The 25890-nt window shown below is 67.9% G+C and carries 22 protein-coding genes; 10 read left to right on the forward strand and 12 right to left on the reverse strand.

Annotated elements, in window-relative coordinates:
- Positions 1 to 16: 16 nt before the first annotated feature.
- Positions 17 to 1204: an alpha/beta fold hydrolase gene (locus tag PWF70_RS23120; RefSeq protein ID WP_035753969.1), complete on the reverse strand. Its 1188-nt coding sequence runs from the start codon at positions 1202 to 1204 to the stop codon at positions 17 to 19.
- Positions 1201 to 2310: a homogentisate 1,2-dioxygenase gene (locus PWF70_RS23125; protein WP_042376035.1), complete on the reverse strand. Its 1110-nt coding sequence runs from the start codon at positions 2308 to 2310 to the stop codon at positions 1201 to 1203. The genes PWF70_RS23120 and PWF70_RS23125 overlap by 4 nt, the downstream gene beginning before the upstream one ends.
- A 206-nt stretch (positions 2311 to 2516) precedes the next feature.
- On the opposite strand from PWF70_RS23125, the gene PWF70_RS23130 reads away from it, so the two are divergent.
- Complete coding sequence (locus PWF70_RS23130) at positions 2517 to 3131, forward strand: TetR/AcrR family transcriptional regulator (protein WP_006361081.1); 615 nt, start codon at positions 2517 to 2519, stop codon at positions 3129 to 3131.
- Positions 3132 to 3188: 57 nt separating this feature from the next.
- Positions 3189 to 3773, forward strand: coding sequence for a GNAT family N-acetyltransferase (locus PWF70_RS23135; RefSeq protein WP_035754043.1), 585 nt, complete (start codon positions 3189 to 3191; stop codon positions 3771 to 3773).
- Here PWF70_RS23135 and PWF70_RS23140 read toward each other — a convergent pair.
- The 7 genes from PWF70_RS23140 to PWF70_RS23170 form a co-directional block, all read right to left on the reverse strand.
- Positions 3700 to 4494 (reverse strand): DUF429 domain-containing protein, encoded by a 795-nt coding sequence (locus PWF70_RS23140; RefSeq protein WP_286352992.1) that lies wholly within the window; start codon positions 4492 to 4494, stop codon positions 3700 to 3702. The two genes, PWF70_RS23135 and PWF70_RS23140, sit on opposite strands and share 74 nt — an antisense overlap.
- A gap of 14 nt (positions 4495 to 4508) precedes the next feature.
- Positions 4509 to 5810, reverse strand: a complete 1302-nt coding sequence (locus PWF70_RS23145) for a TrpB-like pyridoxal phosphate-dependent enzyme (protein ID WP_005197711.1) — start codon at positions 5808 to 5810, stop codon at positions 4509 to 4511.
- Between the two features lie 57 nt (positions 5811 to 5867).
- Entirely contained in the window at positions 5868 to 6536 is a 669-nt protein-coding gene (locus PWF70_RS23150; protein WP_042376037.1) for a response regulator, read from the reverse strand.
- Complete coding sequence (locus PWF70_RS23155; protein ID WP_286352782.1) at positions 6529 to 8190, reverse strand: ATP-binding protein; 1662 nt, start codon at positions 8188 to 8190, stop codon at positions 6529 to 6531. The genes PWF70_RS23150 and PWF70_RS23155 overlap by 8 nt, the downstream gene beginning before the upstream one ends.
- A gap of 54 nt (positions 8191 to 8244) precedes the next feature.
- Positions 8245 to 9681, reverse strand: coding sequence for a CitMHS family transporter (locus PWF70_RS23160; protein ID WP_035753961.1), 1437 nt, complete (start codon positions 9679 to 9681; stop codon positions 8245 to 8247).
- A gap of 182 nt (positions 9682 to 9863) precedes the next feature.
- On the reverse strand, positions 9864 to 11072 hold the full coding sequence (gene dinB, locus PWF70_RS23165; RefSeq protein ID WP_035753959.1) for a DNA polymerase IV: 1209 nt from the start codon (positions 11070 to 11072) through the stop codon (positions 9864 to 9866).
- A 66-nt stretch (positions 11073 to 11138) separates the two neighbouring features.
- Positions 11139 to 11576 (reverse strand): DUF309 domain-containing protein, encoded by a 438-nt coding sequence (locus PWF70_RS23170; protein ID WP_075863116.1) that lies wholly within the window; start codon positions 11574 to 11576, stop codon positions 11139 to 11141.
- A 130-nt stretch (positions 11577 to 11706) separates the two neighbouring features.
- On the opposite strand from PWF70_RS23170, the gene PWF70_RS23175 reads away from it, so the two are divergent.
- From PWF70_RS23175 to PWF70_RS23185, 3 genes are all read left to right on the forward strand, one after another.
- Positions 11707 to 13215, forward strand: a complete 1509-nt coding sequence (locus tag PWF70_RS23175; protein WP_286352783.1) for an acyl-CoA synthetase — start codon at positions 11707 to 11709, stop codon at positions 13213 to 13215.
- Positions 13216 to 13312: 97 nt separating this feature from the next.
- Positions 13313 to 15028 (forward strand): dihydroxy-acid dehydratase, encoded by a 1716-nt coding sequence (gene ilvD / locus PWF70_RS23180; RefSeq protein ID WP_039880307.1) that lies wholly within the window; start codon positions 13313 to 13315, stop codon positions 15026 to 15028.
- A gap of 261 nt (positions 15029 to 15289) precedes the next feature.
- A complete protein-coding gene (locus tag PWF70_RS23185; RefSeq protein ID WP_286352784.1) occupies positions 15290 to 16144 on the forward strand; it encodes an SGNH/GDSL hydrolase family protein in 855 nt (284 codons plus the stop codon).
- An 11-nt stretch (positions 16145 to 16155) separates the two neighbouring features.
- Here PWF70_RS23185 and PWF70_RS23190 read toward each other — a convergent pair whose 3' ends face one another.
- Positions 16156 to 16749 (reverse strand): class I SAM-dependent methyltransferase, encoded by a 594-nt coding sequence (locus PWF70_RS23190; RefSeq protein WP_005197687.1) that lies wholly within the window; start codon positions 16747 to 16749, stop codon positions 16156 to 16158.
- A 57-nt stretch (positions 16750 to 16806) separates the two neighbouring features.
- Positions 16807 to 17970 (reverse strand): MalY/PatB family protein, encoded by a 1164-nt coding sequence (locus tag PWF70_RS23195; RefSeq protein ID WP_119033504.1) that lies wholly within the window; start codon positions 17968 to 17970, stop codon positions 16807 to 16809.
- A 60-nt stretch (positions 17971 to 18030) separates the two neighbouring features.
- Here PWF70_RS23195 and PWF70_RS23200 point away from each other — a divergent pair, with 60 nt between their 5' ends.
- The 5 genes from PWF70_RS23200 (at position 18031) to PWF70_RS23220 (ending at position 25139) form a co-directional block, all read left to right on the forward strand.
- Positions 18031 to 18822 carry an LLM class F420-dependent oxidoreductase gene (locus PWF70_RS23200; protein ID WP_005197684.1) on the forward strand — a complete coding sequence of 264 codons (792 nt, stop codon included), beginning with the start codon at positions 18031 to 18033 and terminating at the stop codon, positions 18820 to 18822.
- 76 nt (positions 18823 to 18898) lie between these two features.
- Positions 18899 to 20965, forward strand: a complete 2067-nt coding sequence (locus tag PWF70_RS23205; RefSeq protein ID WP_143934215.1) for a TPM domain-containing protein — start codon at positions 18899 to 18901, stop codon at positions 20963 to 20965.
- Between the two features lie 109 nt (positions 20966 to 21074).
- Positions 21075 to 23153 (forward strand): PhoX family protein, encoded by a 2079-nt coding sequence (locus PWF70_RS23210; protein ID WP_143934214.1) that lies wholly within the window; start codon positions 21075 to 21077, stop codon positions 23151 to 23153.
- Positions 23154 to 23313: 160 nt separating this feature from the next.
- A complete protein-coding gene (locus PWF70_RS23215; protein ID WP_042376062.1) occupies positions 23314 to 23799 on the forward strand; it encodes a MarR family winged helix-turn-helix transcriptional regulator in 486 nt (161 codons plus the stop codon).
- Between the two features lie 56 nt (positions 23800 to 23855).
- The gene (locus PWF70_RS23220; RefSeq protein WP_005197669.1) at positions 23856 to 25139 is read left to right on the forward strand and encodes an MFS transporter; all 1284 of its coding nucleotides are present in this window, start codon (positions 23856 to 23858) and stop codon (positions 25137 to 25139) included.
- Positions 25140 to 25149: 10 nt separating this feature from the next.
- On the opposite strand, the gene PWF70_RS23225 is transcribed toward PWF70_RS23220, so the two are convergent.
- Entirely contained in the window at positions 25150 to 25842 is a 693-nt protein-coding gene (locus PWF70_RS23225) for a helix-turn-helix domain-containing protein (RefSeq protein WP_005197668.1), read from the reverse strand.
- Between the last annotated feature and the right edge of the window lie 48 nt (positions 25843 to 25890).

The following is a 25890-nucleotide window of genomic DNA, read 5'->3' on the forward strand; positions in this document are numbered from 1 at the left end:
TCAGAGAACCCGGTGATCAGTTGGCCCAACCCCGCTCACCCATCCAGCCCGTGATGATGCCGACCGCCTCCTTGAGGTGCGGGATCTGTTCGCGCCCCGAATAGTAGTGCGTCGCACCGGTAATGGTGTGCAGCGTCTTGTCGGGGTGTCCGACGGCGTCGAACAGTCGGTGGGTGTGACTGGGCGTGCACGCGTTGTCGGCCGAGTTGCCGATGACGAGGGTCGGGACCTCGAGATCGGCGGCGCAGCGCGGACCGTCGCCGTGGGCGTCGTCATAACTCCACTGCGACAACCAGCTTCGCAGCGTCGTGAAGCGCGCCAGGCCGACCGGACCCATGTTGACGATGCGCGGATCACCCAGGTAGCAGCCCAGTTTGCGGCCGCTCGGGTCGACGGACAGGTCCAGCCACCGGGGGTCGGCCATGGTGCCGTGGACGATGAAACCGCGTTCCATCAGCGGCTCGCCACGGCCGCGAAGGTCGGCGAGTTGTTCCTTCACCCACGCGGTGATCCGGCGGTTGCGGTCGATCTGCGCTGCCCGGTACCGCTCCAGGAACTCCGCGGTGTACGGCGGCTGGTTCGGGTTGGCCGGGTTGTAGAGATCGAGCTCGGGATCGCGCTTCTCCGGGTCGGTTTCGTCGAGGATCGAGGGGTCCATCCACTCGGTCAGCGTCCCGTGCCGCGACACGTGGGCGGCGAGGAGCATCATGCCGTCCGCGGCCGGGAGGTCGAGCCGGGTGAGGTCTGGCGGTTCGCCCGCCGGGGTCTCGGTGACCGTCGCATGCTGGGCCTGCTGCTGGTAGTACAGCGACAGCGCACCGCCACCACTCCAGCCGGCCAGGATCACCTTCTCGTAGCCGAGGCGCTCCTTGGCGTCCTTCACGCAGGCGCCGAGATCCTGGACGACCTTCTCCATGATCAGCGCACTGTCGACGCCGCGATACCGGCTGTTGCAGTAGATGACGTGATGCCCGGCGCGGGCCAGCGCGTTGGTCATCGGCAGGTAGGCACCACCGCCGATCGGGTGCATGAAGATGATGACGTTCTTCGACGCCACGCCGACCGGCTTGAGGAGGTAGCTCTCCAGGACGACGCTCTCGGTGACACCGCCATAGGTGTCCTTGTACGCCGACGTGTCGTCGAAGACGACGAGGTAGGGAATGCGCTCGTATTCGTGGCGCGGCAACGTGTTCGGTGACGTCATACCTGTGCCTCTTCCTGGACCTCGGCCTGCGTCGACTCGGTCATGACGGGGGTCGCGATGAGACGACGACGCGTGTCGATCGCGATGACCTTCCACTCCACGCGGTCGAACTCGTCGAACTTGCGGCGCGACCGCTCGCGGGCGCGTTCGGGGATGCCGTGGTGGATGCCCTGCGGCGCATGCGAGATGAATCCCGGCGGCATGCCGGCGCCGAACAGGCTGCCGCCGTGGAAGAACGCGATCTCGTCGAAATCGGTGTTGCGGTGATACCAGGGCAGGCGCTCGGCACCCTTGCGGGCCTCGGCCGGGCGCGGCAAGAAGTTCATCACATACACCCCGGTGGCCTGCATGAACAGGTGCACGGTCGGCGGCAGGTGCACCGACTCCGAGGTGATGACGTCATAGTCGGAGATGTTGAACGTGAACGGGAACAGATCTCCGCGCCAGCCCTCGACGTCGAGCGGGTGGAAGGGATAGAACAGCGTCGTCTGTCCCTCGCGCTGACGGAAGCGGACCTCGTACTCGTCGCGTCCGTCGCCCTCGAAGACCTCGGCTTCCGGGACGCCGACCAGTGACGAATCGAACGGGAAGAACCGTCCGAGGACGCCCGGTTCCGGCACCCGGTACTCGTCGACCGCCTCGATGATCAGCAGCAGGGACTGGTCGTCGGGGATCTGCCGATACGTGCACCCCTTGGGGATGTAGATGTAGTCGCCCGGCCGGTAGGGCAGCCGACCGAACTCGGTCTCGAAGTAACCGCTGCCCTCATGGACGAAGATCAGCTCGTCGCCGTCGACCGGGCGGAACCAGAACGGCGCGGCCTGGCCTCGACGACTCAGCGAGATGCGGCAGTCGTCGTTGTAGAACATCAGCAGCGGCTCACCCGACGGGTCGATCTGGTCGGTCGGGGTCAGCTCGGTGACGAACCGGTCGACGCCCGTGTGCGTCCCGACCGCGCGGAACTGCGTCGGATCGTTGCGGCGGTAGAGGTGCGCAGTGCGTCCGGTGAACCCGTAACGACCGAGCTCGTCGTCTTTGAGGCCCTCGAGGTCGCGGTGGACCTGTCGCGGTGTGCGACCTTTCCGGTGCTGGATGAACGATTCCACTGGCTGACTCCTGTGTGAGTATCGGGAGAGCGACGGGCAGGCGCGATCACCTGCACGGGAACACTCCCCGACGGTTCCCGTGCAGCTTTTCTGATGCTAGATTCAGGTTCAGAATATGACAAGGACCACACCGTTCATCCGGACCTTCTCCGACCAACGTGAATGCGTGGTTCGATGAACTGATCAGTCCCCGGAAGGAGTACTCGGTGCCGCCGACGAACAAGGGACGTCAGACCGAGGCCGCGTTTCTCGACGCGGCGCGGCGTTGCTTCGCCGACAAGGGCTATCTGAACACCAAGATCTCCGACATCGCGGAGGCCGCGGGACGCTCCACCGGCTCGTTCTACAACTACTACGACAACAAGGATCAGCTCCTCGAGGCACTGCTGGATCAGTTCAGCGACGAGGTGGTCGAGGGTTCCCTAGCGACACGACACAGCGATCCCGAAGCCGGCGTGCGTGCCGCGGTCACCGCCTATTGGACGACCTACAAGAAATACCTGCCCGAGATCATCGGCCTGTTCCAGATGTCCATGCTCGACGACGAGTTCCGGGATCGCTGGCACGCCAACCGGGCGTCGGGGATCAAACAGGTGCTGGCGGGTCTGCACAGCGCGGAACGCGCCGGATACGACGTCGGCCTCCCCCTCGAGCCACTCGCGTCGGCATTGGTGAACACGCTCGAGTCCTCCTGCTGGTCCTGGCTCGCCGTCCGCGGAGGCGTGGTCGGGTCGATCCCCGATGACGACACCGCGATCGACATCCTCACCACCATCTGGTTCCGTACGGTCTACCGGTCCGCTCCGCGCATCCGACGCTGATCGCGGACAGGTTCTGGCCCTTGCGCCACGTCGGCGACGGTTGTGATGCTGGGACGCATGACGATCGACGTCCGGCCCGCGACGGTCTTCGCCGACATGGCGACGATTCTCGGCCCCAAGAAGCCGACCTCCAACGTGTGCTGGTGTCTCAGCTACCGCATTCCGAGCAAGGAGAATCAGGCGCTGGTCCGCCAACAGCGCGGCGAGTACGTGAAGGAACTGTGCGACAGCGGCATTCCACTCGGCGTCCTCGCCTACGAGTCGACGGACGACGGCGAGGACGTGGTCGGCTGGGCGGCGGTCTCACCGCGAGCGGACACGACCTTTGCGACCAGCCGCACGATCCCGCACGTCGACGACCTCCCGGTGTGGTCGGTCTGGTGCATCCGCGTCCGACCGGGCCACCGCAAGCGGGGGATCGCACATGCGCTCCTCGACGGCGCGGTCGAGTTCGCCCGGTCGAACGGGGCGCCGGCCATCGAGGGGTATCCCGTCGACAACCACGGCGAGAAGGTCGATCTCACCATGGCGTACGTCGGCACCCGGGGACTGTTCGACAAGGCAGGCTTCACCAAGGCCGCCGACACCGGCTCGGTACTGAACGGATTCCCACGCGTGCTGATGCGGAAGTCGTTGGGGTGAGGGTGTCCAGCTCACCGTCCGGGACGTGAATCCACCCCTCGCGCAACGCAACCGGCCGGTCGTCCGGGGAGGGAAGCGTCGTGGAGCCCAACTCCGCAGCGCGGGCGATCAACGCGGTGATGACGGCGTCGAATGCGTCGTCGTCGCTCCGCATCTGACCGATTCGCTCGCCGAGCTCCAGCCACGGTGCTGCAGTCCGGAGTGCATCGACGAGTTCGGTCAGCACGGTTCGATCGGCTGCGCGCTTGTAACCACGAGAGGTCAGTCCCCAGCGTTTGAGTGCGCCGGCGGGATACGCCTCGACGGCCCAGCCCTCGACACGATCCTCGACGCCCAGGTCGGCGAGGAGTCCCGCGCAGCGGAAGGCGACGTGGGCGATCTGATCTGCCGACACACTCAGAGGTCGGCCGAGGCCGGATTCGGCGATCCACCGGTCGGTACGACGCAGCGCGAGCGGGCGTCGATTGGCGATGTCGTCGAGTTTGCGGCCGGGAACCAAACCGCCGCGGTGATGTGCGACAACGAATTCCACGAAGTCATCGGGCCAGCCGAACGGCGAGTCGATCCCGATGCGCGTGGCGCCGTCGACGAGGCGTCGGATCTCGGCGTCATCGGCTCCGACGACCAGGTCCACCAGCTCGGTCCGGTCGTCGAACCAGTCGAGGACCGCGACCGCGGTCTTGGCCGGCGATGCGGACAGGTCGACACCGACCGTCCGCATCGCCGGGGTCACGATCAGAAGTTGCCGTCGAGGAATTCCGCATAGGCGGGCAGATCGAGCTGGCCGTGGCCGGACAGGCCGATGACCACGACCTCTTCCTTGTCACTGTCGGCGACGTGGGCAGCACAGGCCGCGATCGCGTGAGTGGACTCCGGGGCCGGGACGATGCCCTGCGCCCGGGCGAACTGCACGCCCGCGGCGAAGGCGTCGTGCTGCGTGATGGCGACGCCCTCGACCAGTCCGAGCTCCACGGTGTGGCTCAGCGCCGGCGCCATGCCGTGGTAGCGCAGACCACCGGCATGGATCGGGTCCGGAACGAAATCCATTCCGAGCGTGTGCATCTTGAGCAGCGGGGTGAGGCCTGCGACGTCCCCGTGGTCGTAGCGGTACTCGCCCTGCGTGATCGACGGGCAGGCAGCGGGCTCGGCGGCGACCACGCGCGGGTTCGACCGTCCGTGCAGCTTCTCCCGGAGGAACGGGAACGAGAGACCGGCGAGATTCGAACCGCCTCCGGCGCAACCGAAGACGACGTCCGCGCCGCCGGCCTCGACGGCGTTGAGCTGCTCGACGGCCTCCTGGCCGATGACGCTCTGATGCAGCACGACGTGGTTGAGCACGCTGCCCAGGGCGTAGCGGGTGTCGGGGTCGGAGGCGGCCACCTCGACCGCCTCGCTGACGGCCATGCCGAGGCTGCCGGTGGTGTTCGGATCCTTGGCGAGCATCGCGCGACCCGATTCGGTGAGGTCCGACGGGCTCGGGTGGATGGTGCCGCCGTAGGTGCGGATCAGGAAGCCGCGGTACGGCTTCGAGCTGTACGAGGCGCGGACCTGCCACACCTCTACGTCGATCCCGAACTGCGCGCCGGCGAAGGCGAGTGCGCTGCCCCACTGGCCGGCGCCGGTCTCGGTCGTCAGCTTGGTGACGCCGTCGATGCTGTTGTAGTAGGCCTGTGCGACAGCGGAATTGGTCTTGTGGCTGCCGACCGGGCTGACACCCTCGTACTTGACGTAGATGCGCGCCTTGGTGTTGAGCGCCTCCTCGAACCGGCGGGCACGGATCAGCGGCGACGGACGCCACATCTTGTAGATCTCGCGGACCGGCTCGGGGATCTCGATGTAGGTCGCGCTGGAGACCTCCTGCGCGATGAGCCCGCTGGGGAACAGTGCGGCCAGGTCCTCGGGGCCCACCGGCTCCTTGGTGCCCGGGTGCAGGTGCGGGGGAATCGGTGTCTCGAGCTCGGCGGCGAGGTTGTACCAGTGCGTCGGCACACCGACCGTCACCAGATCGGGATTGGTGGCGTCTACTTGCGTCGTCATGGGTTGACACTCTAGTGCGCGAGGTCGGCGGCGTACCCCGCCCGCGGCATTATCTGGTCACGATTTGGGGCGCCGATATTCCTGGCGGGGTCGGCCGGTGGTTCCATACTGCAGCGACATCCGCAGTCGACCGGCGGCGACGAGATTGGCCAGATGCCGACGAGCCGTCGGTGCGGCGATCCCGACCGCCCGCGACACGTCGTCGGCGAACAGCGCGGTGTCGGGATCGACGAAGAGGTCGAGGATGCGTTGCTCCGTCGGCGACCCGGATTCCGACCGCTCCACCGCGCGGGTGCCGAAGCGCAGGGCGGACAGCGCGGCGTCGACCGCATGCTGGTCGACGTTCTCGCCGCTGAGGACGCGCCGGTACTGCGCGTAGCCGGCGAGACGACGAGCGAGGTCGGCGTCGTCGAAGGGCTTGATCAGGTAGGCCAGCGCACCGGCGCGCATCGCGGTCCGGACGGCGGCCGCGTCGGTCTCGGCGCCGACGATGAAACAGTCGCAGTCGAGTTCGGCGACCAGGTCGATGCCGGATCCGTCCGGGAGGTAGACGTCGAGGAGTGCGAGGTCGATGTCGGGATGATCGATGAATGCCCGGCGCGCCTCGGCGACACTGCCGACTCGTGCCCGGACGCTGAAGCCGCGCACGGCGTCGACGATCGTCGAATGCAGTGCGGCAACCCGGAAATCGTCGTCGACGATGAGGACCCCCAGATCCTCACTCATTGCTGCTCACTCCCTCGGCGGACTCCACGGGCGCGATGACGCCCGGAAGCCGGGCGACGAAGAGTGCGCCAGGCGGATCATGCTCCGGTGTCGGCGACCGTTCGCCACCGGGGTCGGCAACCCACAGGTCTCCCCCGATCCGGCGTGCGACCTGCCGCGCGAGGGACAGGCCCATCCCCCGACCACCGGGCACGTGGTCGCCGGGTTTGGTGGTCGCTCCCTCGGCGAAGACCTCGTCGGGATCGTCGAAGGAGATTCCCGGACCGGAATCGCCGACCGATACGAACAGGGTGTCGCCGTCGGCGATCAGCTCGACCTCGACGATCCCGTCGGCCTGCCCGCTTGCTGCCTCAAGTGCATTGTCGATGAGGTTGCCGACGACGGTGGTGGCGACGACGGGTTCGGTGAGTGTGCCCTGCAGCCAGGTCTGGTCGCCGAGGCGGAGCGTGACGCGACGCTCCCGCGCGTGGGCGGCTTTCGCGTCGAGGAAGGCGTGGAGGTGGGGTTCGCGGACGTTGCCCAGTCCGGCGAGCAGCGCGCCGCCGGGGCCGCTCCCGAACAGCTCTTCGAGGTAGTCGAGCGCTTCGTCGGCATGGCCGTGGCGTAGGAGGCCGGCAAGGACATGCATTCGGTTGGCGGTCTCGTGACGCTGAGCGCGGAGGGCGGCGCCCATCGACCGGATGGAGTCGACCTCGCGACTGAGCGCTTCGACGTCGGTGCGGTCGATGACCGAGAGGACCATGCCGAGGTCGCGACCGTCGGCGTGCACCCGATGGGAGCTGACCAGGACGACGCGGTCGCCGACGGTGGCGGCGAGCGGCTCGTCGGTGGGCGTGGCCAGAACGGCCGCGATGCGGGGGGTGAGTCCGAGGTCGGCGGCCTTCGTCCCCACCGGAGCGTCGATGTCGAGAAGCGCGCGGGCCTTGTCGTTGACGACCCGGACGATGCCGTCGGCGTCGACGGCCAGCACTCCGTCGGCCATCGCGTGCAGTACCGCGCCCTGTTCACGAACGAGTTCGGCGAGTTCGTCGGACTCGAGGCCGAGGGTGAGCTTGCGCCAGCGCCGGGCCAGCATGACCGATCCGAGTGCGCCGATGCCCAGTGCGGTCAGCGCGAGGAGCGTCGTGGCGATGATGTCGCTGCGCGTTTCCTTCGCGATCCGTTCCGTCGAGACGCCGACGCTGACGAAGCCGACGATGCGACCGCCGGGGTCGAAGATCGGGACCTTCGCCCGGACGGACTCGCCGAGGGTGCCCCGGTCGGTCGCGACGTCGTCGGAGCCGGCCAGCGCCTTCGACGGGTCGGTCGACACCGGTTTCGCCAGTTCCGCGACCTCAGGGTGGGCGAGTCGGATGCCCTGGTCGTTGCCGATGACGACGAACAATGCGCCGGTCCGTTCCCGAACCGCGGCCGCCTGGCGTTGCAGCGGGCCGTCGACGAGCTCGTCCGCTTCCACGGCTCGACCCTGTTGAGCCGCCACCGCCACGCGGACCCCGGTGTCGGCGGCCACCGAACGAGCTATCGCCAGGGCTCGCTGGGCGTACTCGTCGCGGACACGATCGTCGGCCCCGGCGATGACGAGACCGAACCCGACCGCGAGGCTGACCGCGAGGACAGCGAGCTGCAGCAGCAGCACCTGCGTCCGTAAACGCATGACGTCAGCCTAGTGGCGGCGCTGAATGCAGCGCCGCCACCGACATCGATTCGCTCAGAACGGGATGGCTCCGACGAGCACACCCGCACCGAGCATGACCAGGGAGACCACCGTCGCCCGCCACAGGACCTTCTTGTGATGGTCGGCGAGGGTGACGCCGGCCAGCGCGACGAGCAGCAGGATCGCCGGGACCAGCGGACTTTGCATGTGGACCGTCTGACCGGTGATGGACGCGCGAGCCATCTCGGTTGGGTCGATGCCATAGCGCGTCGCGGTCTCGGACAGGACGGGCAGCACACCGTAGTAGAAGGCGTCGTTGCTCATCAGGAAGGTGAACGGGATCGACAGGACGCCGATGACGACGGCCATGTGCGGACCCATCCAGTCGGGGATGCCGTCGGCGAGCCAGTGTGCGATGGCGTCGACCATGCCGGTGCCGTTGAACACTCCGGTCAGCACCGCGGCGGCGAGGACCATGGCGACCACCGACACGATGCTCGAGCTGTGCCGGGTGATGGCCGCCTGCTGCTGTTTGACGTGCGGGAAGTTGACGGCGAGGGCGATGCCGGCGAAGACCATGAACAGCACGGGGATGGCGAGGATGTCGGCGCCGAGGATCGCCAGCAGGGCGACGGTGAGGCCGGCGTTGAGCCACAAGAGCTTGGGCCGGAGCGTTTCCCGGTTCGGGTCGAGGACGCCGGAGAACGACTGGTCACGACCCGGGGTCTCGTCGGCTTCGGAACCCGTTGCCGTCGAATCGATTTCCGACGATCCGCCGGTGCTGCGTCGGGGCGGGGTCGGCGGAAGGGTCGTGCCGGTGCCGGCGGCGACCAGGACCTCTTCACGCGGAGCCAGCAGCGACTCCTTCATCTCGAGGGTGCCGATGCGGCGACGTTCGAGGACTCCCAGGTGGTAGGCGAAGAGGAGTACGACGACCAGCGCGGCGCCGAGCGCAGGGATCATCGGGACGAAGACGTCGTTGGTGTCGATGTTGAGCGCACTCGCGGCGCGGGCGGTGGGACCACCCCACGGGAGGATGTTCATGGTGCCGTTGGCGAGACCGGCGACGACGGTCAGGACCACCGGGCTGACACCGAGTTTCACGTACAGCGGCAGCAGCGCTGCGGTGGTGATGATGAAGGTCGTCGACCCGTCACCGTCGAGCGAGACGACCATCGCCAGAACCGCGGTGCCGACGACGAGCCGGGCCGGGTCGTCGTGCACCGCGCGGATGACGAGGCGGACCACCGGGTCGAAGAGCCCGACATCGATCATGATCCCGAAGAAGATGATCGCGAAGAACAGCATCGCCGCGGTGGGTGCGAGGTCCTTGATGCCGTCGGTGATCATGTCGCTGATGTCGAGGCCGGCTCCCGCGAACAGGCCGAACGCAACCGGGACGAGGATCAGCGCCACCACGGGCGTGGCCCGTTTGGTGATGATCAGGACCATGAAGGTGGCCACCATTCCGAGGCCGAGTGCTACCAACATTGTCTAGCTCGATTCTGATGTGGATGTGAGGACGACCACATTTCGGTGGCCACATCAGAAGTGTTGGGGCAGACGTCGACACAGTCACGCTTGAGCGCATAAGTATCGTTTCGCGCGTTTTGCTCACCTCCGCGATCGGTAGAAAGCGTGGGGACATGGCGCGCATGTTCTCTACGAGATTCCTAATCGGGGAGCATCGGTGCGTCGTCGCCGTGATGACGGCCGATGAGTACGGCCCGGGTGACGGAGTCCCGGCCGAAGCGATCCCGCAACAAGTCCATCGTGGCGTCGAGCTGTTCGGCATGATCAGTGTCGAAGGGCAGCGTCAGCTGGATGTTGTCGTGGTCGTCGAGATTGGTCAGCGACAACCCGACGAGGGTGCAGCCGCGCTCATGGATGATCGGCATCGCGTCGGCGAGGAGGCCGCGCGCCGACGCCATGATGAGGTCGGTGCGGTCCGTGGCCTCGACCAGGGTGCGCGACCTGGTCGCGCGGGTGAAGTCGTCGAAGCGGAGCCGGAGAATGACTGTGCGACAGACCCTTTCGGCGGACCTGAGTCGCCTGCCGAGACGTTCGACGATCGCGGTGATGGTCGCCTCGAGGTCGGCTTCGGACTTCGGGCGGCGACCCAGCGCACGCTGTGAACCGATCGACGAACGGCGCTTTCCGGTTTCTACGCGACGCGGGTCCTGCGCCAACGAGAGCGCGAAGAGGTGGCGACCCGCTCCTGATCCGACGATCGCACTCAGTGACCGCTCACCCATCTCGGCGAGTTGACCCACCGTCTCGACCCCGGCGTCGTGCAGCTTGGCCTCGGTCACCGGCCCGACGCCCCACAACCGACGCACCGGAAGAGGATGAAGGAAGGCGAGTTCGGTGCCGGGCGCGACGATCAGCAGACCGTCGGGCTTGCCGACGGCGCTGGCCACCTTGGCCAGGAACTTGCTGCGCGCGCCGCCCACGGTGATCGGCAACCCGACCTCGTCCCGTACGCGTTCGCGGATCGTCGTGGCGATGTCGTGCGGGGTGCCGCTGATCCGGCCCAAACCGCCGACGTCGAGGAACGCCTCGTCGACCGAGATTCCCTCGACGACCGGAGTGGTGTCGTGGAAGATGTCGAAGACCTCGCGGCTGGCCTCCATGTAGGCATCGAACCGGGGACGCACCACCACGGCGTCCGGACAGAGGGCGCGCGCCTCGTGCCCGGGCATCGGCGACCGCACCCCCTTGGCCTTGGCCTCGTAGCTCGCGGCCAGCACGACTCCCCCGCCGACCAGCACCGGACGTCCGCGCAAGGACGGATCGTCGCGCTGTTCGACCGATGCGTAGAAGGAGTCGAGATCGGCATGCAGGATCGTCGCCTCCTGGCGCTCCCGGCGCTCGATCCACATAGAACATATGTTCGCATACGGGTCCGACAACTCGGCCCTGCGGCGATGACACTCGGCCGGGCCACCTCAGGTCGGTTCGGACTCGTCGATCTCGTCGAGCACGCAGTCGCGGATCGCCTTCAGATCCATCTCGTACCTCACTCCGCCGGCGTTCTCGTACTCGACGAGTCGCGTGGCGGCCCGATCGTGGAGGCGGCGGGCACCGACAGCATTTCCGCGTCGATGATGCGTCAGCGCCACGCAGAGCTGGGCAAGCCCCTGCCACAGGGGACGTTCCTCGACCGGACAGGACTTCCATCGCGTCTCGAACACCTCGTGCGCGGAGAACGGCCGGCCGTCCTCGAGCAGCCGCCGCGCGAATGCGATCGTCTCGTGCGGTGGCAACGGCTCCTCGGGCACCGGCTCGACGCCCGCCGCACCGTACGGCAGCGGGCGACCCAGTTCGTCACGCGGCCGAGCCTGTCGGGCGCGACCGCCGGGATCCCGATCTCGGTCTTTTCCCATGGCCACATCTCCATCGCGTCGATCTCCGATTCGTGCTGTCCTTCGACTCTGACAGACGCCCTGGGCAGGTGCCGGACGCGGCAGGGGTGCTTGCATCACAACCCCCCTCGACCGTCATCCTGATGTGGTGATGACCCCCACTTCGAACACCGTCGACGGAGTGCTGCGCCGCACTGCCGCGAGATTCCCCGACCGCGCCGCCCTGCATTTCGGCGACGACTCCCTCACCTACCGCGAGCTCGACGACGCCGTGACCCGCGCCGCCGCGCACCTTCTCTCCCTCGGTCTGGCCAAGGGCGATCGCGTGGCCGGTTACGGCACCAACTCGCACGCCTACGTGATCGGCTACCTCGCCGCAGCGCGTGCCGGGCTCGTCCACGTGCCGATCAACTACGCCTTGCGCGCCGGCGAACTGAGCTACCTGCTCGAGCAGTCCGGCGCCCGGGCCGTGCTCGTCGACCCCGCTCTGACCGACAATCTCGACGCCGTCATCGACGTCGTGCCGGCCGAGTTCGTGCTCCCCCTGCGCGACGCCGACGACTCGCTGTTCACCATCGCGACCGCGGGAGGGGTTCCCCCACTCGACGTCTCGGTGGAGGACACCGACCTGGTGCAGTTCCTCTACACGTCGGGCACGACGTCGAAGCCCAAGGGCGCCATGATGACCCACCGCGCGCTGATCCACGAGTACACCTCGTCGATCATCGCGCTCGACCTCGACGCCGACGACAACCCGCTCATCTGCATGCCGCTCTACCACTCGGCGGGCATGCATGTGTTCATGCTTCCGTACCTCGCGGTCGGCGCCACGATCCGGCTGATGCCGGCACCCGACATCCCCGAGATCCTGCGGCTCGTCGAGGAACACCGGATCGGCTCGCTGTTCCTGGCACCGACGGTGTGGGTGCCGCTGGCCGCGCACCCCGACCTCGCGACCCGCGACCTGTCGTCGCTGCGCAAGGCGCAGTACGGCGCGTCGATCATGCCGGTCACCGTCCTGCAGCGCCTCCGCGAGCGCTACCCTGACCTCGGCTTCTACAACTGCTTCGGTCAGTCCGAGATCGGCCCGCTGGCAACGGTTCTCCGCCCCGAGGAGCACAACGCCCGCCCCGCCTCGTGCGGCCGTCCGGTCTTCTTCGTCGAAACCCGCGTCGTCGACGCCGACGGCAACGACGTCCCCGTCGGCGAGCCCGGCGAGATCCTGTACCGCTCACCGCAGCTGTGCCAGGGCTACTGGGACAACCCGACCGCCACCGAGGAGGCCTTCCGCGACGGTTGGTTCCACTCCGGCGACCTGGTCACCCGCGACGAGGAGGGTTACGTCACCGTCGTCGACCGCATCAAGGACGTCATCAACACCGGCGGCATCCTCGTCGCCTCGCGTGAGGTCGAGGATGCGATCTACACCCACGACGCGGTGGCCGAGGTCGCCGTCATCGGCACCCCGGACGACAAGTGGATCGAGGCGATCACCGCGGTCGTCGTCCGGCGCGCCGAGGCCGTCGTCACCGACGCCGAGCTGATCGACCACGTCAAGCAGCGGCTCGCGCCGTTCAAGGTCCCGAAGTTGGTGAAGTTCGTGGAGGAACTGCCGCGCAACCAGAGCGGGAAGCTGCTCAAGCGCGAATTGCGCGCCTAGAATCATCCGCTGTTCACCGAGATCAGGTTGCGTTTCGGCTCTCTCGCCGGGGTCAAACGCAACCTGATCTCGTCCGGCGACCACTACCGTGGACCACATGACCGAGCGCACGAGCACAGGCAACGACGTGGACATCAAACCTCGCAGTCGCGACGTCACGGACGGTCTCGAGAAGACCGCCGCGCGCGGCATGCTCCGCGCGGTGGGCATGGGCGACGACGACTGGGCGAAGCCCCAGATCGGTGTCGGGTCGTCGTGGAACGAGATCACCCCGTGCAACCTCTCCCTCGACCGTCTGGCCAAGGCCGTCAAGGACGGCGTGCACGAGGGAGGCGGATACCCGCTCGAGTTCGGCACCATCTCGGTGTCCGACGGCATCTCGATGGGCCACGAGGGCATGCACTTCTCGCTGGTCTCCCGCGAGGTGATCGCCGACAGCGTCGAAACCGTGATGAGTGCGGAGCGGCTCGACGGCTCGGTCCTGCTCGCCGGCTGCGACAAGTCCCTGCCCGGCATGCTCATGGCCGCCGCCCGGCTCGATCTCGCGTCGGTGTTCCTCTACGCCGGGTCGACGCTGCCGGGATACGCCACGCTGTCCGACGGCAAGGAACGTCAGGTCACCATCATCGACGCCTTCGAGGCGGTGGGTGCATGCTCCCGCGGGCTGATGAGCCGCGAGGACGTCGACACCATCGAACGCGCCATCTGCCCCGGCGAGGGTGCCTGCGGCGGTATGTACACGGCGAACACGATGGCCAGCGCTGCCGAGGCACTCGGAATGTCGCTGCCCGGTAGCGCGGCTCCCCCCGCCCCCGACAAGCGACGCGACCAGTTCGCGCGGCAGAGCGGCGTCGCCGTCGTCGAGATGCTCCGACGCGGAATCACCGCCCGCGACATCATGACGCGTGAGGCCTTCGAGAACGCGATCGCCGTGGTGATGGCGTTCGGCGGGTCCACGAATGCGGTCCTGCACCTGCTCGCCATCGCCAACGAAGCCGAGGTCGAACTGTCGCTCGACGACTTCATCCGCGTCGGCTCGCGCGTCCCGCACCTCGCCGACGTCAAACCGTTCGGACGGCACGTGATGACCGACGTGGACCGCATCGGCGGGGTACCGGTGGTGATGAAGGCCCTGCTCGACGCCGGTCTGCTGCACGGCGACTGCCTGACGGTCACCGGCAAGACGGTCGCGGAGAACCTCGCGCACATCGCGCCGCCGGATCCCGACGGGCAGGTCCTACGGGCCACCAAGTCGCCCATCCATCCGACGGGCGGCATCACCATCCTGAAGGGGTCGCTGGCCCCGGAAGGTGCCGTGGTGAAGTCAGCCGGCTTCGACTCCGACGTGTTCGAAGGCACCGCAAGAGTTTTCGACCGGGAGCGGGCGGCAATGGACGCACTCGAGGACGGCACGATCACCGCCGGCGACGTCGTCGTCATCCGCTACGAGGGCCCCAAGGGCGGGCCGGGCATGCGCGAGATGCTGGCCATCACCGGTGCCATCAAGGGCGCGGGCCTGGGCAAGGACGTGCTGCTGATGACCGACGGCCGGTTCTCCGGCGGCACCACCGGACTGTGTGTCGGCCACATCGCGCCCGAGGCAGTCGACGGCGGGCCGATCGCCCTGGTCCGCGACGGTGACCGGATCCGGCTCGACGTCGGACGCGGTCTCCTGGACCTACTGGTCGACGACGCCGAACTCGAGTCCCGCGCCAAGGACTTCACTCCCCTGCCGCCGCGGTACACCCGCGGGGTCCTGGCGAAGTACTCGAAGCTGGTCACGTCCGCGTCGCAGGGTGCCGTCTGCCGCTGACACGCGTGGACGTACTCCGCGCTCGCAGGTTTGACGAAGCCCCTGCCGGGACATGGATGAAGTGTGCATACTTCGTTCATGACAACAAGCGATGTCACGAACCCCCATCTCGCCGTCGAGGGCGGAGGGGCGGCGCTCGACCACGTCAACGTCTGATACACAACGAATGTCCGAATTTCGTTGATATCGAGCAGATCTCGGTTCCCTCACGAACCAGTCACTCTGAGTTCACTTCTGTGCACAGGCGGTCACTCTCGACCCATGCGTCTACATCGTCGATCTGCCACACTCGTCCTCGCGCTGGCATCCGTCGCCGGACTGGTGGCCGGAGCAACTGCGGTTGCGGTCGCCGACGATCCGACCGAGTACGTGGCGCTCGGCGCGTCGTTCTCGGCGGGTGTCGGGATTCCCTCTTCGGTTCCGGGATCGCCGAGCGGGTGTGGACGGTCAACGAACAACTTTCCGCGTCTGGTCGCCGAGGCGGAGGGCTACCAACTCAAGGACATGAGTTGCGGTGGCGCCCAGACCCGACACCTCACGACGAGCCAAACCACCGGCCAACCCCCACAGTTCGACGGCCTCAGCTCGACGACCGATGTCGTCACCATGCAGATCGGATACAACGACGGCAACGTCTACTCGGGCAGCATCGCCGACTGCTCGCAGACTGCTTCCAGCAGCTCACAACTCGCGCCCTGCGAGACCCGCACCCTCGGTCGGTACTCCGCCGAGATCCAACTGACGGCCGGCAACATCGCCACCGCCATCGCCGGGATCAAAGACCGAGCCCCATCCGCGCAGATCCTCGTCGTCGGCTATCCCGCGGTCTACCCGCAACAGGGCAACTGCCCCGGACGAAACCCGTTCTCGGCAGAGGACACCGCCTTTCTCGACCGTCTCGAGGTCGAGCTGAACACCATGCTGAAGACCCAGGCCCAGGTGGCCGACGTCGCGTTCGTCGATACGTACGGCCCCAGCGTCGGTCACGACTCGTGCAAGTCCCAGGCGACGAGGTGGGTCGAACCGTACACGAATCCCGTTGGTGCGCTGCGGCTACATCCGAACGCCAAGGGGCATCAGCAGGCCGCGAAGGCGGTACGCGCCGCCCTCGACTGACCTGCGCGCTGTTACCGGCCGGCTCGCCGCGCCCGGAACACCACGTCGTGAGTGTGGTGACCGCGGCCTGCGGCCTTTCCCCGCTCACGCGTCTCGTCGGTGACGATCTCCCAACCGTCGCCGAGGAGTTTGGCGAAACCGCCCGGCTGGACGTAGTCATCCGGCTCGAACCCGTGCGCTCGCACGCCCTCCGGCGCATGGGCGACGACGAGCAGCGCACCGCCCGGACCGACGGCGTCGACGAGCTTTCGCGCCACGTCGATCTCCTCGACGGGGATCGGAAAGTAGTGCAACACAACGAGACCGAAATCGCCCCCGGGGACCGGGTCGACGACCAGGTCGGCGCGCGTCCACGTGATCGGCAGTTCGCCGCTGATGTCGCGTGCCCGATCCAGTGCCACCTGTGAGATGTCGACCGCGGTCACCTGCCAGCCGCGTTTCGCCAGCCAGCGGGCGTCGGCGCCCTCCCCCGAGCCGACGTCGAGCGCGGTGGTCGGCGTCAGGCCTTCGGCCTCGGTGATCAGTGCGGGATTGACGTCTGCGGTCCACAGCCGCTCGGCATTGCCATATCGCTCGTCCCACTCGGCTGCCCGGTCGTTGTCCATCCCCGATTCATAGCAGTCGAACCCGGATCAGCACACCGCGGCAGACGCGGGTTCGGGCTATGGAACAGGCGGGTCGGTGACGATGCGAGCGATCCGTTCGACCGCCTCGGTCAGCACCTCCGGCGAACACGCCACATTCAGCCGTGCGAAGCCCGCGCCCTGCGCGCCGAAAGCGGGTCCGTAATGCAACGCGACCCGGCCGTGCTCGAGGATCGGCAGCCCCGGGTTGTCCCCGAGTCCGGCCTCGCGGAAGTCGAGCCAGGCCAGGTACGACGCACGAGGCCGTCGATAACCGACGCCCGGCAGATGTTCGGCCAGAAGCCGTTCCAGCAGGTCGAGACTCTCCCCGATGACGTCCAGGGTGGCGTCGAGCCAGTCGTCGCCCCGATCGAAGGCGGCTTCCGTCGCGGCACGGCCGAGGATGGACGTCCGGTACTGCACCTCGTCGGGCTGACGTGCGACGATCCCCCGGCCTCTGTCCGAGGTGGCCACCGTCAACGCGCACTTCGCCCCCGCGAGGTTGAACGCCTTGCTGGCCGAATGCGCAGCGAGGCCCACCTCACGCGCGATGTCGCTCACCGCGAGGAACGGGACAAAGCCGACTCCAGGATGCACCAGTGGCGCGTGAATCTCGTCGCTGACGACCGTCGCGCCATACGACGCCGCGAGCTCGGCCAGCCGCGCCAGGTCGGATGCGTCGTGGACCAGGCCCACCGGATTGTGCGGGTGGCACAACAGAACTGCCCGCGCACCCGCCGCGAGCGCCGCGTCGATGCCGTCGAGATCCATCCGCCACCCGGGATCGTCGAGCAGCGGCACCTCGACGACGGTTCCGCCCGCCTCCGGGATGAGCTCGAAGAACGGCGGATACACCGGCGGCATCAGGATGACGCCGTCGCCCGGACGAATCGCCGACCGCAACGACTCGACGATCACCACACTCACATCGGTGGTCAGCGTGACGTCGTCGGCGCTCAGCTGCCAGTTCCACCGCCGCTGCGCGAAACCCGCGAAAGCCGTTCCCACGCCGCCCGAGTCGCCGGCATAACCGACATCGGATGCCCGGATGCGGTCGATCATCGCCTCCGCGACCACCGGTGCGAGCTGGTAGTCCATCTCCGCGATGAACAGCGGCAACACATCGTCGGGATGGGTGGACCACTTCGAGGAGGTGCGGCGTCGGAGTTCGGAGAGCGACGGTGCGGCGGGCCTGGGTGTCACGGGGTCATTGGTACCACCGAGACATCGACGCCGACGCCGTGAGCGGGCAGACTGGTCGCCATGGCCTTCCCTCTTCGTATCGGTGTCCAGATCCAGCCCCAGCACGCTCCCGAGTACGGCCTGATCCGGGACGCGGTCCGCCGCGCCGAGGATGCGGGCGTCGACGTCGCCTTCAACTGGGATCACTTCTATCCCCTCTACGGCGCTCCGGAGGGTGAGCACTTCGAGTGCTGGACGATGCTCGGCGCGTGGGCGGAACAGACCTCGCGGGTGGAGATCGGCGCGCTGGTGACCTGCAACTCCTACCGCAATCCGGAGCTGCTGGCCGACATGGCGCGCACCGTCGACCACATCAGCGGCGGACGCCTCATCCTCGGTGTCGGCGCCGGCTGGTTCCAGAAGGACTACGACGAGTACGGCTACGAATTCGGCACCGTCGGCTCGCGCCTCGACGACTTCGGGGCGGCACTGCCGCGCATCAAGTCGCGTCTGGGCAAGCTGAACCCGGCGCCCACCCGCGACATCCCGATCCTCGTCGGCGGCAGCGGCGAGAAGAAGACGCTGCGCTACATCGCCGAGCACGCCGACGCCTGGCACGGCTTCAACGACGTCGAGCAGTACCGGCACAAGTCGAAGGTGCTCGCCGAGCACTGCGCTGCGGTGGGACGCGACCCGGAGACCATCGAACGGTCGTCGGCGGTGCAGTTCGACGGCGACGTCGACACGATGCTCCGCGGCGCCGACGCATTGGCCGACGAGGGCATCAGTCTGCTCACCGTCGGCGTGACGGGCCCCGACTACGACCTCACCGCCGTCGAGGCCCTGTGCCGGTGGCGCGACGCTCGACGCTGAGCACGTGCCGGTACCCATCGAGGTCAAGGACGGACATACACTCACCCGAATGCGGCGGCTGGTTAGATTTGTGATCATGCATCGGGAACCTGCGATTCGTGGTGGGTGGGGGCACGCCGTGACACGTCGCATCTCGGCAGCCCTCGGCGCCGTCGGTCTTGCGCTCGGCATGACCCTGCTGCTGGCGGGTGTCGGAGCGGGCCCGGCCGCCGCCGAACCGCCCACCCGCCTGCCCACCTACGTCGTCGACTCGGCCGGGGTGATCACGCCGGAGCAGCGGACCGAGCTCGAGAACGCCGTCGACGATCTCTACAACGAGCACGACATCCAGATGTGGATCGTGTACGTCCGCAGCTTCGACGGCCTCACCAGCGAGCAGTGGGCCGACCAGACCGCCATCGCCAGTGAACTCGGCGACCACGACGCCCTGCTGGCCGTCGCGACCGACGACCGGGCCTACCGCATGTTCGCCCCGGACAGCATCGGCGGACTCGATCAGGCCACCCTCGATGACGTCGCCACCAACGACGTCGTCCCGCAGCTCCGCGAGGGCAACTGGGCACAGGCCGGCCTGGGCGCGATCAACGGGCTCTCGAATGCCCTCGACCCCAGCTACACCGGGGTCATCACCGCCGGCGTCGTCGGCGGAGCGGTCGTGGTCGGCGGTGGCGGTGCGTACCTGTATTCGCGGCGCCGCAAGCAGCGTCGGATCGACAGCAGCGTCGAAGCGCTCCGCGAACAGGAACTGACCGTCGACCAGCTCGAAGAACAGCCGCTCGACGTGCTGGACCCGTGGTCGCGCGAAGTCCTCACCGATCTCGACAACGCCATCCGCACCAGCGAAGAAGAACTGCGGCTGGCCGTGGGCGAGTTCGGTTCCGCCGAGACCGCACCGTTCACGAAGGCTCTCGAACGGGCGAAACGCGATCTCGCGCAGTCCTTCACCACCCGACAACGACTCGACGACAACATCCCGGAGACCGACGACCAACGCCGCAGGATGCTCGTCGAGATCATCACCTCCTGCACCGAGGCCGACGCCGCGCTCGACGACCAGGTCGAGGCTTTCGACGCGATGCGCGACCTGCTGATCAACGCCGACGCCCGCTTCGACGCGATCACCCAGCAGCTGATCGGCCTGCGCGCACGTCTCGACCCGGCGTCCCAGCAGCTCACCGAGCTGACCGAGAAGCACGGTGAGCAGACGCTCGCCTCGATCCTGTCGAACGTCGAACTGGCCCGGCAGCAGATCGATTTCGCCGAGGCGACGGCCGATCAAGGTCGCGCGGCGAGTGCGGCACCGGTCGGACAGCAGGGTCCCGCGGTCGCGGCGATCCGCTCGGCCGAGGGGTCCATCGAGCAGGCCACCGTGCTCCTCGACGCCATCGATCACGCCGACGCGAACATCGCGGCCGCGCAGTCCCGGATGCCGGCGCTGATCGAGGAGGTGGAGGGCGAGCTCGCCGAAGCCGCCTCGCTGACCGCCGACGGCGGATCCGCGCTGGCGACTGCCGCGGCGGCCGCGCGAACCGCTCTCGACTCGGCCCGCACCGGCTTCGACGCCGACCCCCTGGGCACGTTCACCGCACTGGTCGACGCGGATGCCGATCTCGACGACGCGCTCGACGCCGCACGGGACTCCGCGGCCGAACGCACCCGTCGCGCTCAGGTGTTGACCGCGGCCCTCGAGTCGGCGACCGCGAAGGTGACCGCGGCGGCGGACTTCATCGGCACCCGACGCGGCGCCGTCCAGTCCACCGCCCGGACCCGTCTCGCCGAGGCCCAGCGACTTCTTCGGTCCGCTCAGGACGCCGCCGGAACAGACCCGGTAGCGGCGACTTCCACGGCACGCCAGTCCGGCGCCCTCGCCGACCAGGCGCTGATGGCCGCCCAGGGCGACGTCGTCAGCTGGCAGCAGTCGCAGGGGCCGCGCTCGGGCGGAGCATCGACCGCGGGTGCGGTTCTCGGCGGCATCCTGGTCGACAGCTTTCTGCGCGGCACCGTCAGCGGCGGCCGCGGAGGCGGATACCGGGGCGGTTATCCCGGGGGCTTCGGCGGCGGATTCAGCAGCGGCGGACGCAGTCCCGGCTCGTTCGGCGGCTCCGGATCGTCGGGGCGGATCGGTACCGGCGGACGGTTCTGAGCCGTTCCGCCGGCCGAGACATCCATTGCTCCCGAAGGCCACCGGGCGTTGGGTTTCCGTTCACATCTGAGCACCCGGCGGTTTGCTTCGCTCTCCTAGCGTCCTGCGGGTGCGAATCCAGTTGCCGCTGTTCACCTCCGACGGCCGCGATGCCGGCCGGTCGTCCCGTGCCCACGTCACCTGCCGGTACAAATGCGGTGACGCCTGCCGATCCGAACCCGGAAACACCAGCGACAACGCGTACTTCCGCGACATCGTGCGTACCGCGGTCTCGCGCCGAAGCGTCCTCAAGACCTCCGCGGGTACAGCGGTGGCGTTCGGTGCGGCATCCGTGCTCGCGGCCTGCGGCGACGGCGGTTCCGGGTCCGGGCCTCGGACGGGCACCGCAGCTACAGATGCTTTGCCGGGTATGAAATTCACCGCCGTCCCAGCGAACACCGAGGACGCGGTGGTGATCCCCGACGGTTATCGGCAGGAGGTCGTGATCCGCTGGGGCGACCCCGTTCTGCCCGGCGCCCCGGACTTCGACTTCGCCGGCCAGTCCCCCGAAGCGCAGGCCAAACAGTTCGGCTTCAACAACGACTTCGCCGGACTCATCCCCGTGGACGGCGTCCCCGGGCACTTCTACCTCGTCGCCAACCTCGAGTATCCAACCGAGCCGTTCATGTTCACCGGTTACCGGGAGGGCGCACCGACCGAGCAGCAGGCGCGGATCGCGATGGCCGCGGTCGGTATCGCCGTCGTCGAAGTCGTCGCAAGGCCGGGCACCGGAGCACTGACACCGAGGGTCGGAGAGCGCAATCGACGACTCACAGCGTCGAGCCCGTTCCGGCTGACCGGCCCGGCCGCCGGCAGCGAGTTCGTCCGGACCGCAGCGGATCCGGCCGGCACCACGATCCTGGGCACCTTCGCCAACTGCTCCGGCGGTCTCACGCCGTGGGGCACGATGCTCTCCGGAGAGGAGAACTTCAACAACTACTTCGCCAACGCGAGCAAGGTCACCGACCCCGGGGCGGCCGAACGCCTCGACCGCTACTCCTTCGCCGACGATGACGACGAGCACCAGTGGGGCCGGTACGACAAGCGTTTCGATCTTGCCGTCGAACCCAACGAGGCCAACCGATTCGGGTACGTCGTCGAGGTCGATCCGCACGACCCGAAAGCCGTTCCCGTCAAACACAGTTCGCTGGGGAGGTGCAAGCACGAGTCGGCCAATATCCACGTCGTGGAGAACGGTCCGGATCGGGGCACCGTCGTCGCCTACAGCGGCGACGACGAGAAGTTCGAGTACATCTACAAGTTCGTGTCGTCCCGCAAGATCAAGAGCGGACTCTCGAAGACCGCACGCGAACACAACATTCGCATCCTCGACGAGGGCACGCTCTACGTGGCGACCTTCACCGGGGACACCCCCGACGGCTCCGGTGAACCGCCTGCATCGGGCCGGTTCGCCGGAAAGGGCTCGTGGAAGCCGCTGCTGACCAGCAACGCCGACGGATCGGCGCGCTCGCATGTGCCCGGGATGTCGCCGGCAGAGGTCGCGGTGTTCACGCGCCAGGCGGCCGACGCCGTCGGCGCCACCAAGATGGACCGCCCCGAGGACATCGAGCCGAGCCCCACGACCGGCAAGGTGTACTGCGCTCTCACCAACAACAGCGACCGCGGCACCGACGGCAAGGCACCCGTCGACGCGGCCAATCCGCGCAACGAGAACAAGAACGGGCAGGTCCTCGAGATCACCGACGATCACGCCGGCACCGAGTTCACCTGGGAGTTGCTGCTGGTCTGCGGTGACCCGACCACCGCCGACACCTACTACGGCGGTTTCGACAAGACGAAGGTCAGCCCCATCTCCTGCCCGGACAACCTGGCCTTCGACCCGCACGGCAACCTGTGGATCTCCACCGACGGCAATGCCCTCGGATCCAACGACGGACTGTTCGCCGTCGCACTCGACGGCGACCGCCGTGGCGAGACCAAACAGTTCCTCACCGTCCCGATCGGCGCCGAGACCTGCGGGCCGGTCATCGACAGCGACCGCATCCTCGTCGCCGTGCAACACCCCGGTGAGCTCGACGACCACTCGGCCGACAACCCGGCGTCGCACTGGCCCGACGGCGGCAACTCCCAGCCCCGGCCCGCGGTGGTCGCGGTCTGGCGCGACGGCGGGACCCCGATCGGCGTCTGAGGACACCTGCAGAGTCGCCACTTCCCGGCATAGGCCCTGGTCACCGCTAGCGCCCGTGTCGGGAAGTGGCGATTCTGAGTGAGGTCGGGGAGCCGTGTGTCGTCGATCTCACACCTGCCGAGATTTTGCTTCGAAGTTCTAAGTATTAGGGTTTCTAAACGTGTCGACACCAGAACCCGCTCAGCTCGCGACGGCCCTCCGGCCGACCATCACGCGGCTCTACCTGGCTCTTCGACGCCGAGCGCCGCTGGTCCAGCTGACCGCCGCCCAGACCTCGGCACTGAACGTCCTCGCCGATCACGGGTGGATGCGCATGGGTGAGCTCGCCGAACGCGAATCGATCCGGATGCCCACCGCGACGTCGGTGATCGACGGACTGACCAAACACGAACTCGTGGAACGCCGGCCCGACCCGGCCGATCGTCGTGCCGTGCTCGTCGACCTCACCGCCCATGGACGCGAACTGGTCGACCGGATCCGCCTCGGCCGCGACGTCGCGCTCACCGACGCCCTGGCCAACCTGAGCCCCGAACATCTTGAAGCACTCGCCGCGGCCGCCCCGGCCCTACAAGCGCTCCGCGACGAACTCGACCATCACCCCGCACAGACCTCCGCGGCGGTGGATGCCAACACGGCCTGGAACTGACCTCCCGCCCGATCCACCTCCCCACTCCGTCGACCAGCCCCGTTCAGAGGACCCACATGACCGTCACCGAAGACAAGGCCGCGACAAACTCGTCGGCCCCGGCACACCCCGACGACGCGGAGAACAACTCACTCCTCGCCATGTTCCGCATGCAGCCCCGCGCCGTGTGGATCACCGCGTTCGCGGCCACCATCGCCTTCATGGGCATCGGTCTCGTCGACCCGATCCTCCACAGCATCGCCCAGGCGCTCAACGCTCCCGCGAACAAGCTCACCCTGCTGTTCGGTGTGTACGTCGGTGTGCAGTGTGTGGCCATGCTCCTGACCGGTTGGGCCGCATACCGTTTCGGCCCCAAGCGGACCCTCACCGTCGGCCTCGTGATGATCGTCGTGGCCGCCGGGATCTCGGCGTTCGCCAGCAACATCGACCAGCTGATCGCCTTCCGCGTGCTCTGGGGCCTGGGTAACGCCTTCTTCTTGGCGACCGCGCTCGCCTTCATCGTCTCCTCGGCCAAGGGCAGCCGCCAGGGCGCGATCATGATGTACGAGGCGGCCCTGGGCATCGGCCTCGCCGTCGGTCCGCTGCTCGGTGCGACGCTCGGCGAATGGACCTGGCGAGCCCCGTTCGGCGGCACCGCGCTGCTCATGCTCATCGGTGCCGTGCTGTGCGCCATCATGCTGCCCGCCGACGGCCCGAGGTCGACGCGTGCCCGGGTGAGCATCACCGACCCGCTCAAGGCCCTCCGCAACCGCACGCTCACCATCGCCGGCATCGGTTCGGCCTTCTACACCGGCGCACTGTTCACCGTCATCGCGTGGGCTCCGATCGCCATGGGACTCCGGCCCATTCACGCCGGCCTGGTCTTCTTCGGCTGGGGTCTGCTGACCGCCATCGCCGGCGTGTTCATCGCGACGCCGCTCGCCCGCGTCGTCGGCGCGAAGGGTGGTGTGCTCGTCGCGATCACCGGTTACGGCATCGTCATGGCGCTCGCTGCCGTCGGAACGCTTTCCGACCAGATCTGGCTCATCGGTCTCGCGGTCGTCCTGTCCGGTCTGCCGTCGGGCATCCTCAATACCCTGTTCACCGACCTCGCCATGGCCTCGGGCGGCGACGACACCCCGCGCTCGGTGTCCAGCGCCGGCTTCAGCTTCCTGCGCTGGGGGGGTGCGGCGGTCGCCGCGGTCCTCGTCTCCTACCTCGCCGAGTGGTTCGGCGACGTCGCCCCGTGGTGGTTCGCCGTCGGCTACTGCGTGGTCGCACTCGGCGCGGTGGCGCTGGTCAAGACCACCAGACACGAGGTCGCTCCCGACGCCGCCCTCATCGGCGCCGAGGAGTTCTGAGGCACGAACCTCAGACCGCGGAGTCGGGGAACGCGATGACCGACAGGAAGCGCACGGGCAGTTCGACGAGTTCGACCGGCCCGTGCGCTCCTTCGCCGTCGAGCTGGAGCGCATCGCCGGGGTGCATCCGGTACACCGAGCGGCTGTGCGCGTAGTCCATCACGCCTTCGAGCACGTACAGGAATTCGGTACCGGCGTGCTGGAACAGCGGCTGGGTCACCGATTTCTCGGTCAGCGTCACGAGGAGACATTCCAGGCGCTTGTGTTCCCCGCGCAGCGACCCGAGCAACTCGTACTCGTGTCCCTCCCGGGAGCCCTCACGGACGATCTCGTTGCCCTCGCCCGCCTTCACGAAGACGGCCGACCGCTCCATCTCCGCGCCGCGGAACAACGACGTGACCGAGACGTCGAAGCCGTTGGCCAGTCGGGCGAGGGTGCTGAGACTGCACGAGGTCTGCGCGTTCTCGATCTTCGACAGCATCGCCTTGGAGATCCCGACGCGGGTCGCCATGTCGCCCACCGACAGTCCCTGTTGACGACGCAACCGGCGCACGTTGTGCGCGATCGCGGTCTCGAGTTCGAGTTCCTCGACCGACTGGTCGACGGGGCGTTCCCGTGCGATGCCAGATTGGTTGCGGATCAAAGGGTCGTCGGTCACCTCGCCAGCATAGTGAGCGAGGTCGTCCACTGTCAGTTGACACATGTCGCGCGTCCTCTCGTCGGTTCACCCCCCGCGTACACCGCCCGGGAA

Origin of the sequence: Gordonia sp. Swx-4, assembly GCF_030316175.1 — a bacterium.
Lineage (GTDB): Bacteria > Actinomycetota > Actinomycetes > Mycobacteriales > Mycobacteriaceae > Gordonia > Gordonia alkanivorans.

Bases quoted from the DNA above. Each gene is read 5' to 3' on its own strand.
- PWF70_RS23120 (WP_035753969.1), bottom strand. From the start codon at position 1,204: ATGACGTCACCGAACACGTTGCCGCGCCACGAATACGAGCGCATTCCC.
- PWF70_RS23135 (WP_035754043.1), top strand. From the start codon at position 3,189: ATGACGATCGACGTCCGGCCCGCGACGGTCTTCGCCGACATGGCGACG.
- PWF70_RS23140 (WP_286352992.1), bottom strand. From the start codon at position 4,494: ATGCGGACGGTCGGTGTCGACCTGTCCGCATCGCCGGCCAAGACCGCG.
- PWF70_RS23145 (WP_005197711.1), bottom strand. From the start codon at position 5,810: ATGACGACGCAAGTAGACGCCACCAATCCCGATCTGGTGACGGTCGGT.
- PWF70_RS23150 (WP_042376037.1), bottom strand. From the start codon at position 6,536: ATGAGTGAGGATCTGGGGGTCCTCATCGTCGACGACGATTTCCGGGTT.
- PWF70_RS23155 (WP_286352782.1), bottom strand. From the start codon at position 8,190: ATGCGTTTACGGACGCAGGTGCTGCTGCTGCAGCTCGCTGTCCTCGCG.
- PWF70_RS23160 (WP_035753961.1), bottom strand. From the start codon at position 9,681: ATGTTGGTAGCACTCGGCCTCGGAATGGTGGCCACCTTCATGGTCCTG.
- dinB (WP_035753959.1), bottom strand. From the start codon at position 11,072: ATGTGGATCGAGCGCCGGGAGCGCCAGGAGGCGACGATCCTGCATGCC.
- PWF70_RS23170 (WP_075863116.1), bottom strand. From the start codon at position 11,576: ATGGGAAAAGACCGAGATCGGGATCCCGGCGGTCGCGCCCGACAGGCT.
- PWF70_RS23175 (WP_286352783.1), top strand. From the start codon at position 11,707: ATGACCCCCACTTCGAACACCGTCGACGGAGTGCTGCGCCGCACTGCC.
- ilvD (WP_039880307.1), top strand. From the start codon at position 13,313: ATGACCGAGCGCACGAGCACAGGCAACGACGTGGACATCAAACCTCGC.
- PWF70_RS23185 (WP_286352784.1), top strand. From the start codon at position 15,290: ATGCGTCTACATCGTCGATCTGCCACACTCGTCCTCGCGCTGGCATCC.
- PWF70_RS23190 (WP_005197687.1), bottom strand. From the start codon at position 16,749: ATGGACAACGACCGGGCAGCCGAGTGGGACGAGCGATATGGCAATGCC.
- PWF70_RS23200 (WP_005197684.1), top strand. From the start codon at position 18,031: ATGGCCTTCCCTCTTCGTATCGGTGTCCAGATCCAGCCCCAGCACGCT.
- PWF70_RS23205 (WP_143934215.1), top strand. From the start codon at position 18,899: ATGCATCGGGAACCTGCGATTCGTGGTGGGTGGGGGCACGCCGTGACA.
- PWF70_RS23220 (WP_005197669.1), top strand. From the start codon at position 23,856: ATGACCGTCACCGAAGACAAGGCCGCGACAAACTCGTCGGCCCCGGCA.
- PWF70_RS23225 (WP_005197668.1), bottom strand. From the start codon at position 25,842: ATGTGTCAACTGACAGTGGACGACCTCGCTCACTATGCTGGCGAGGTG.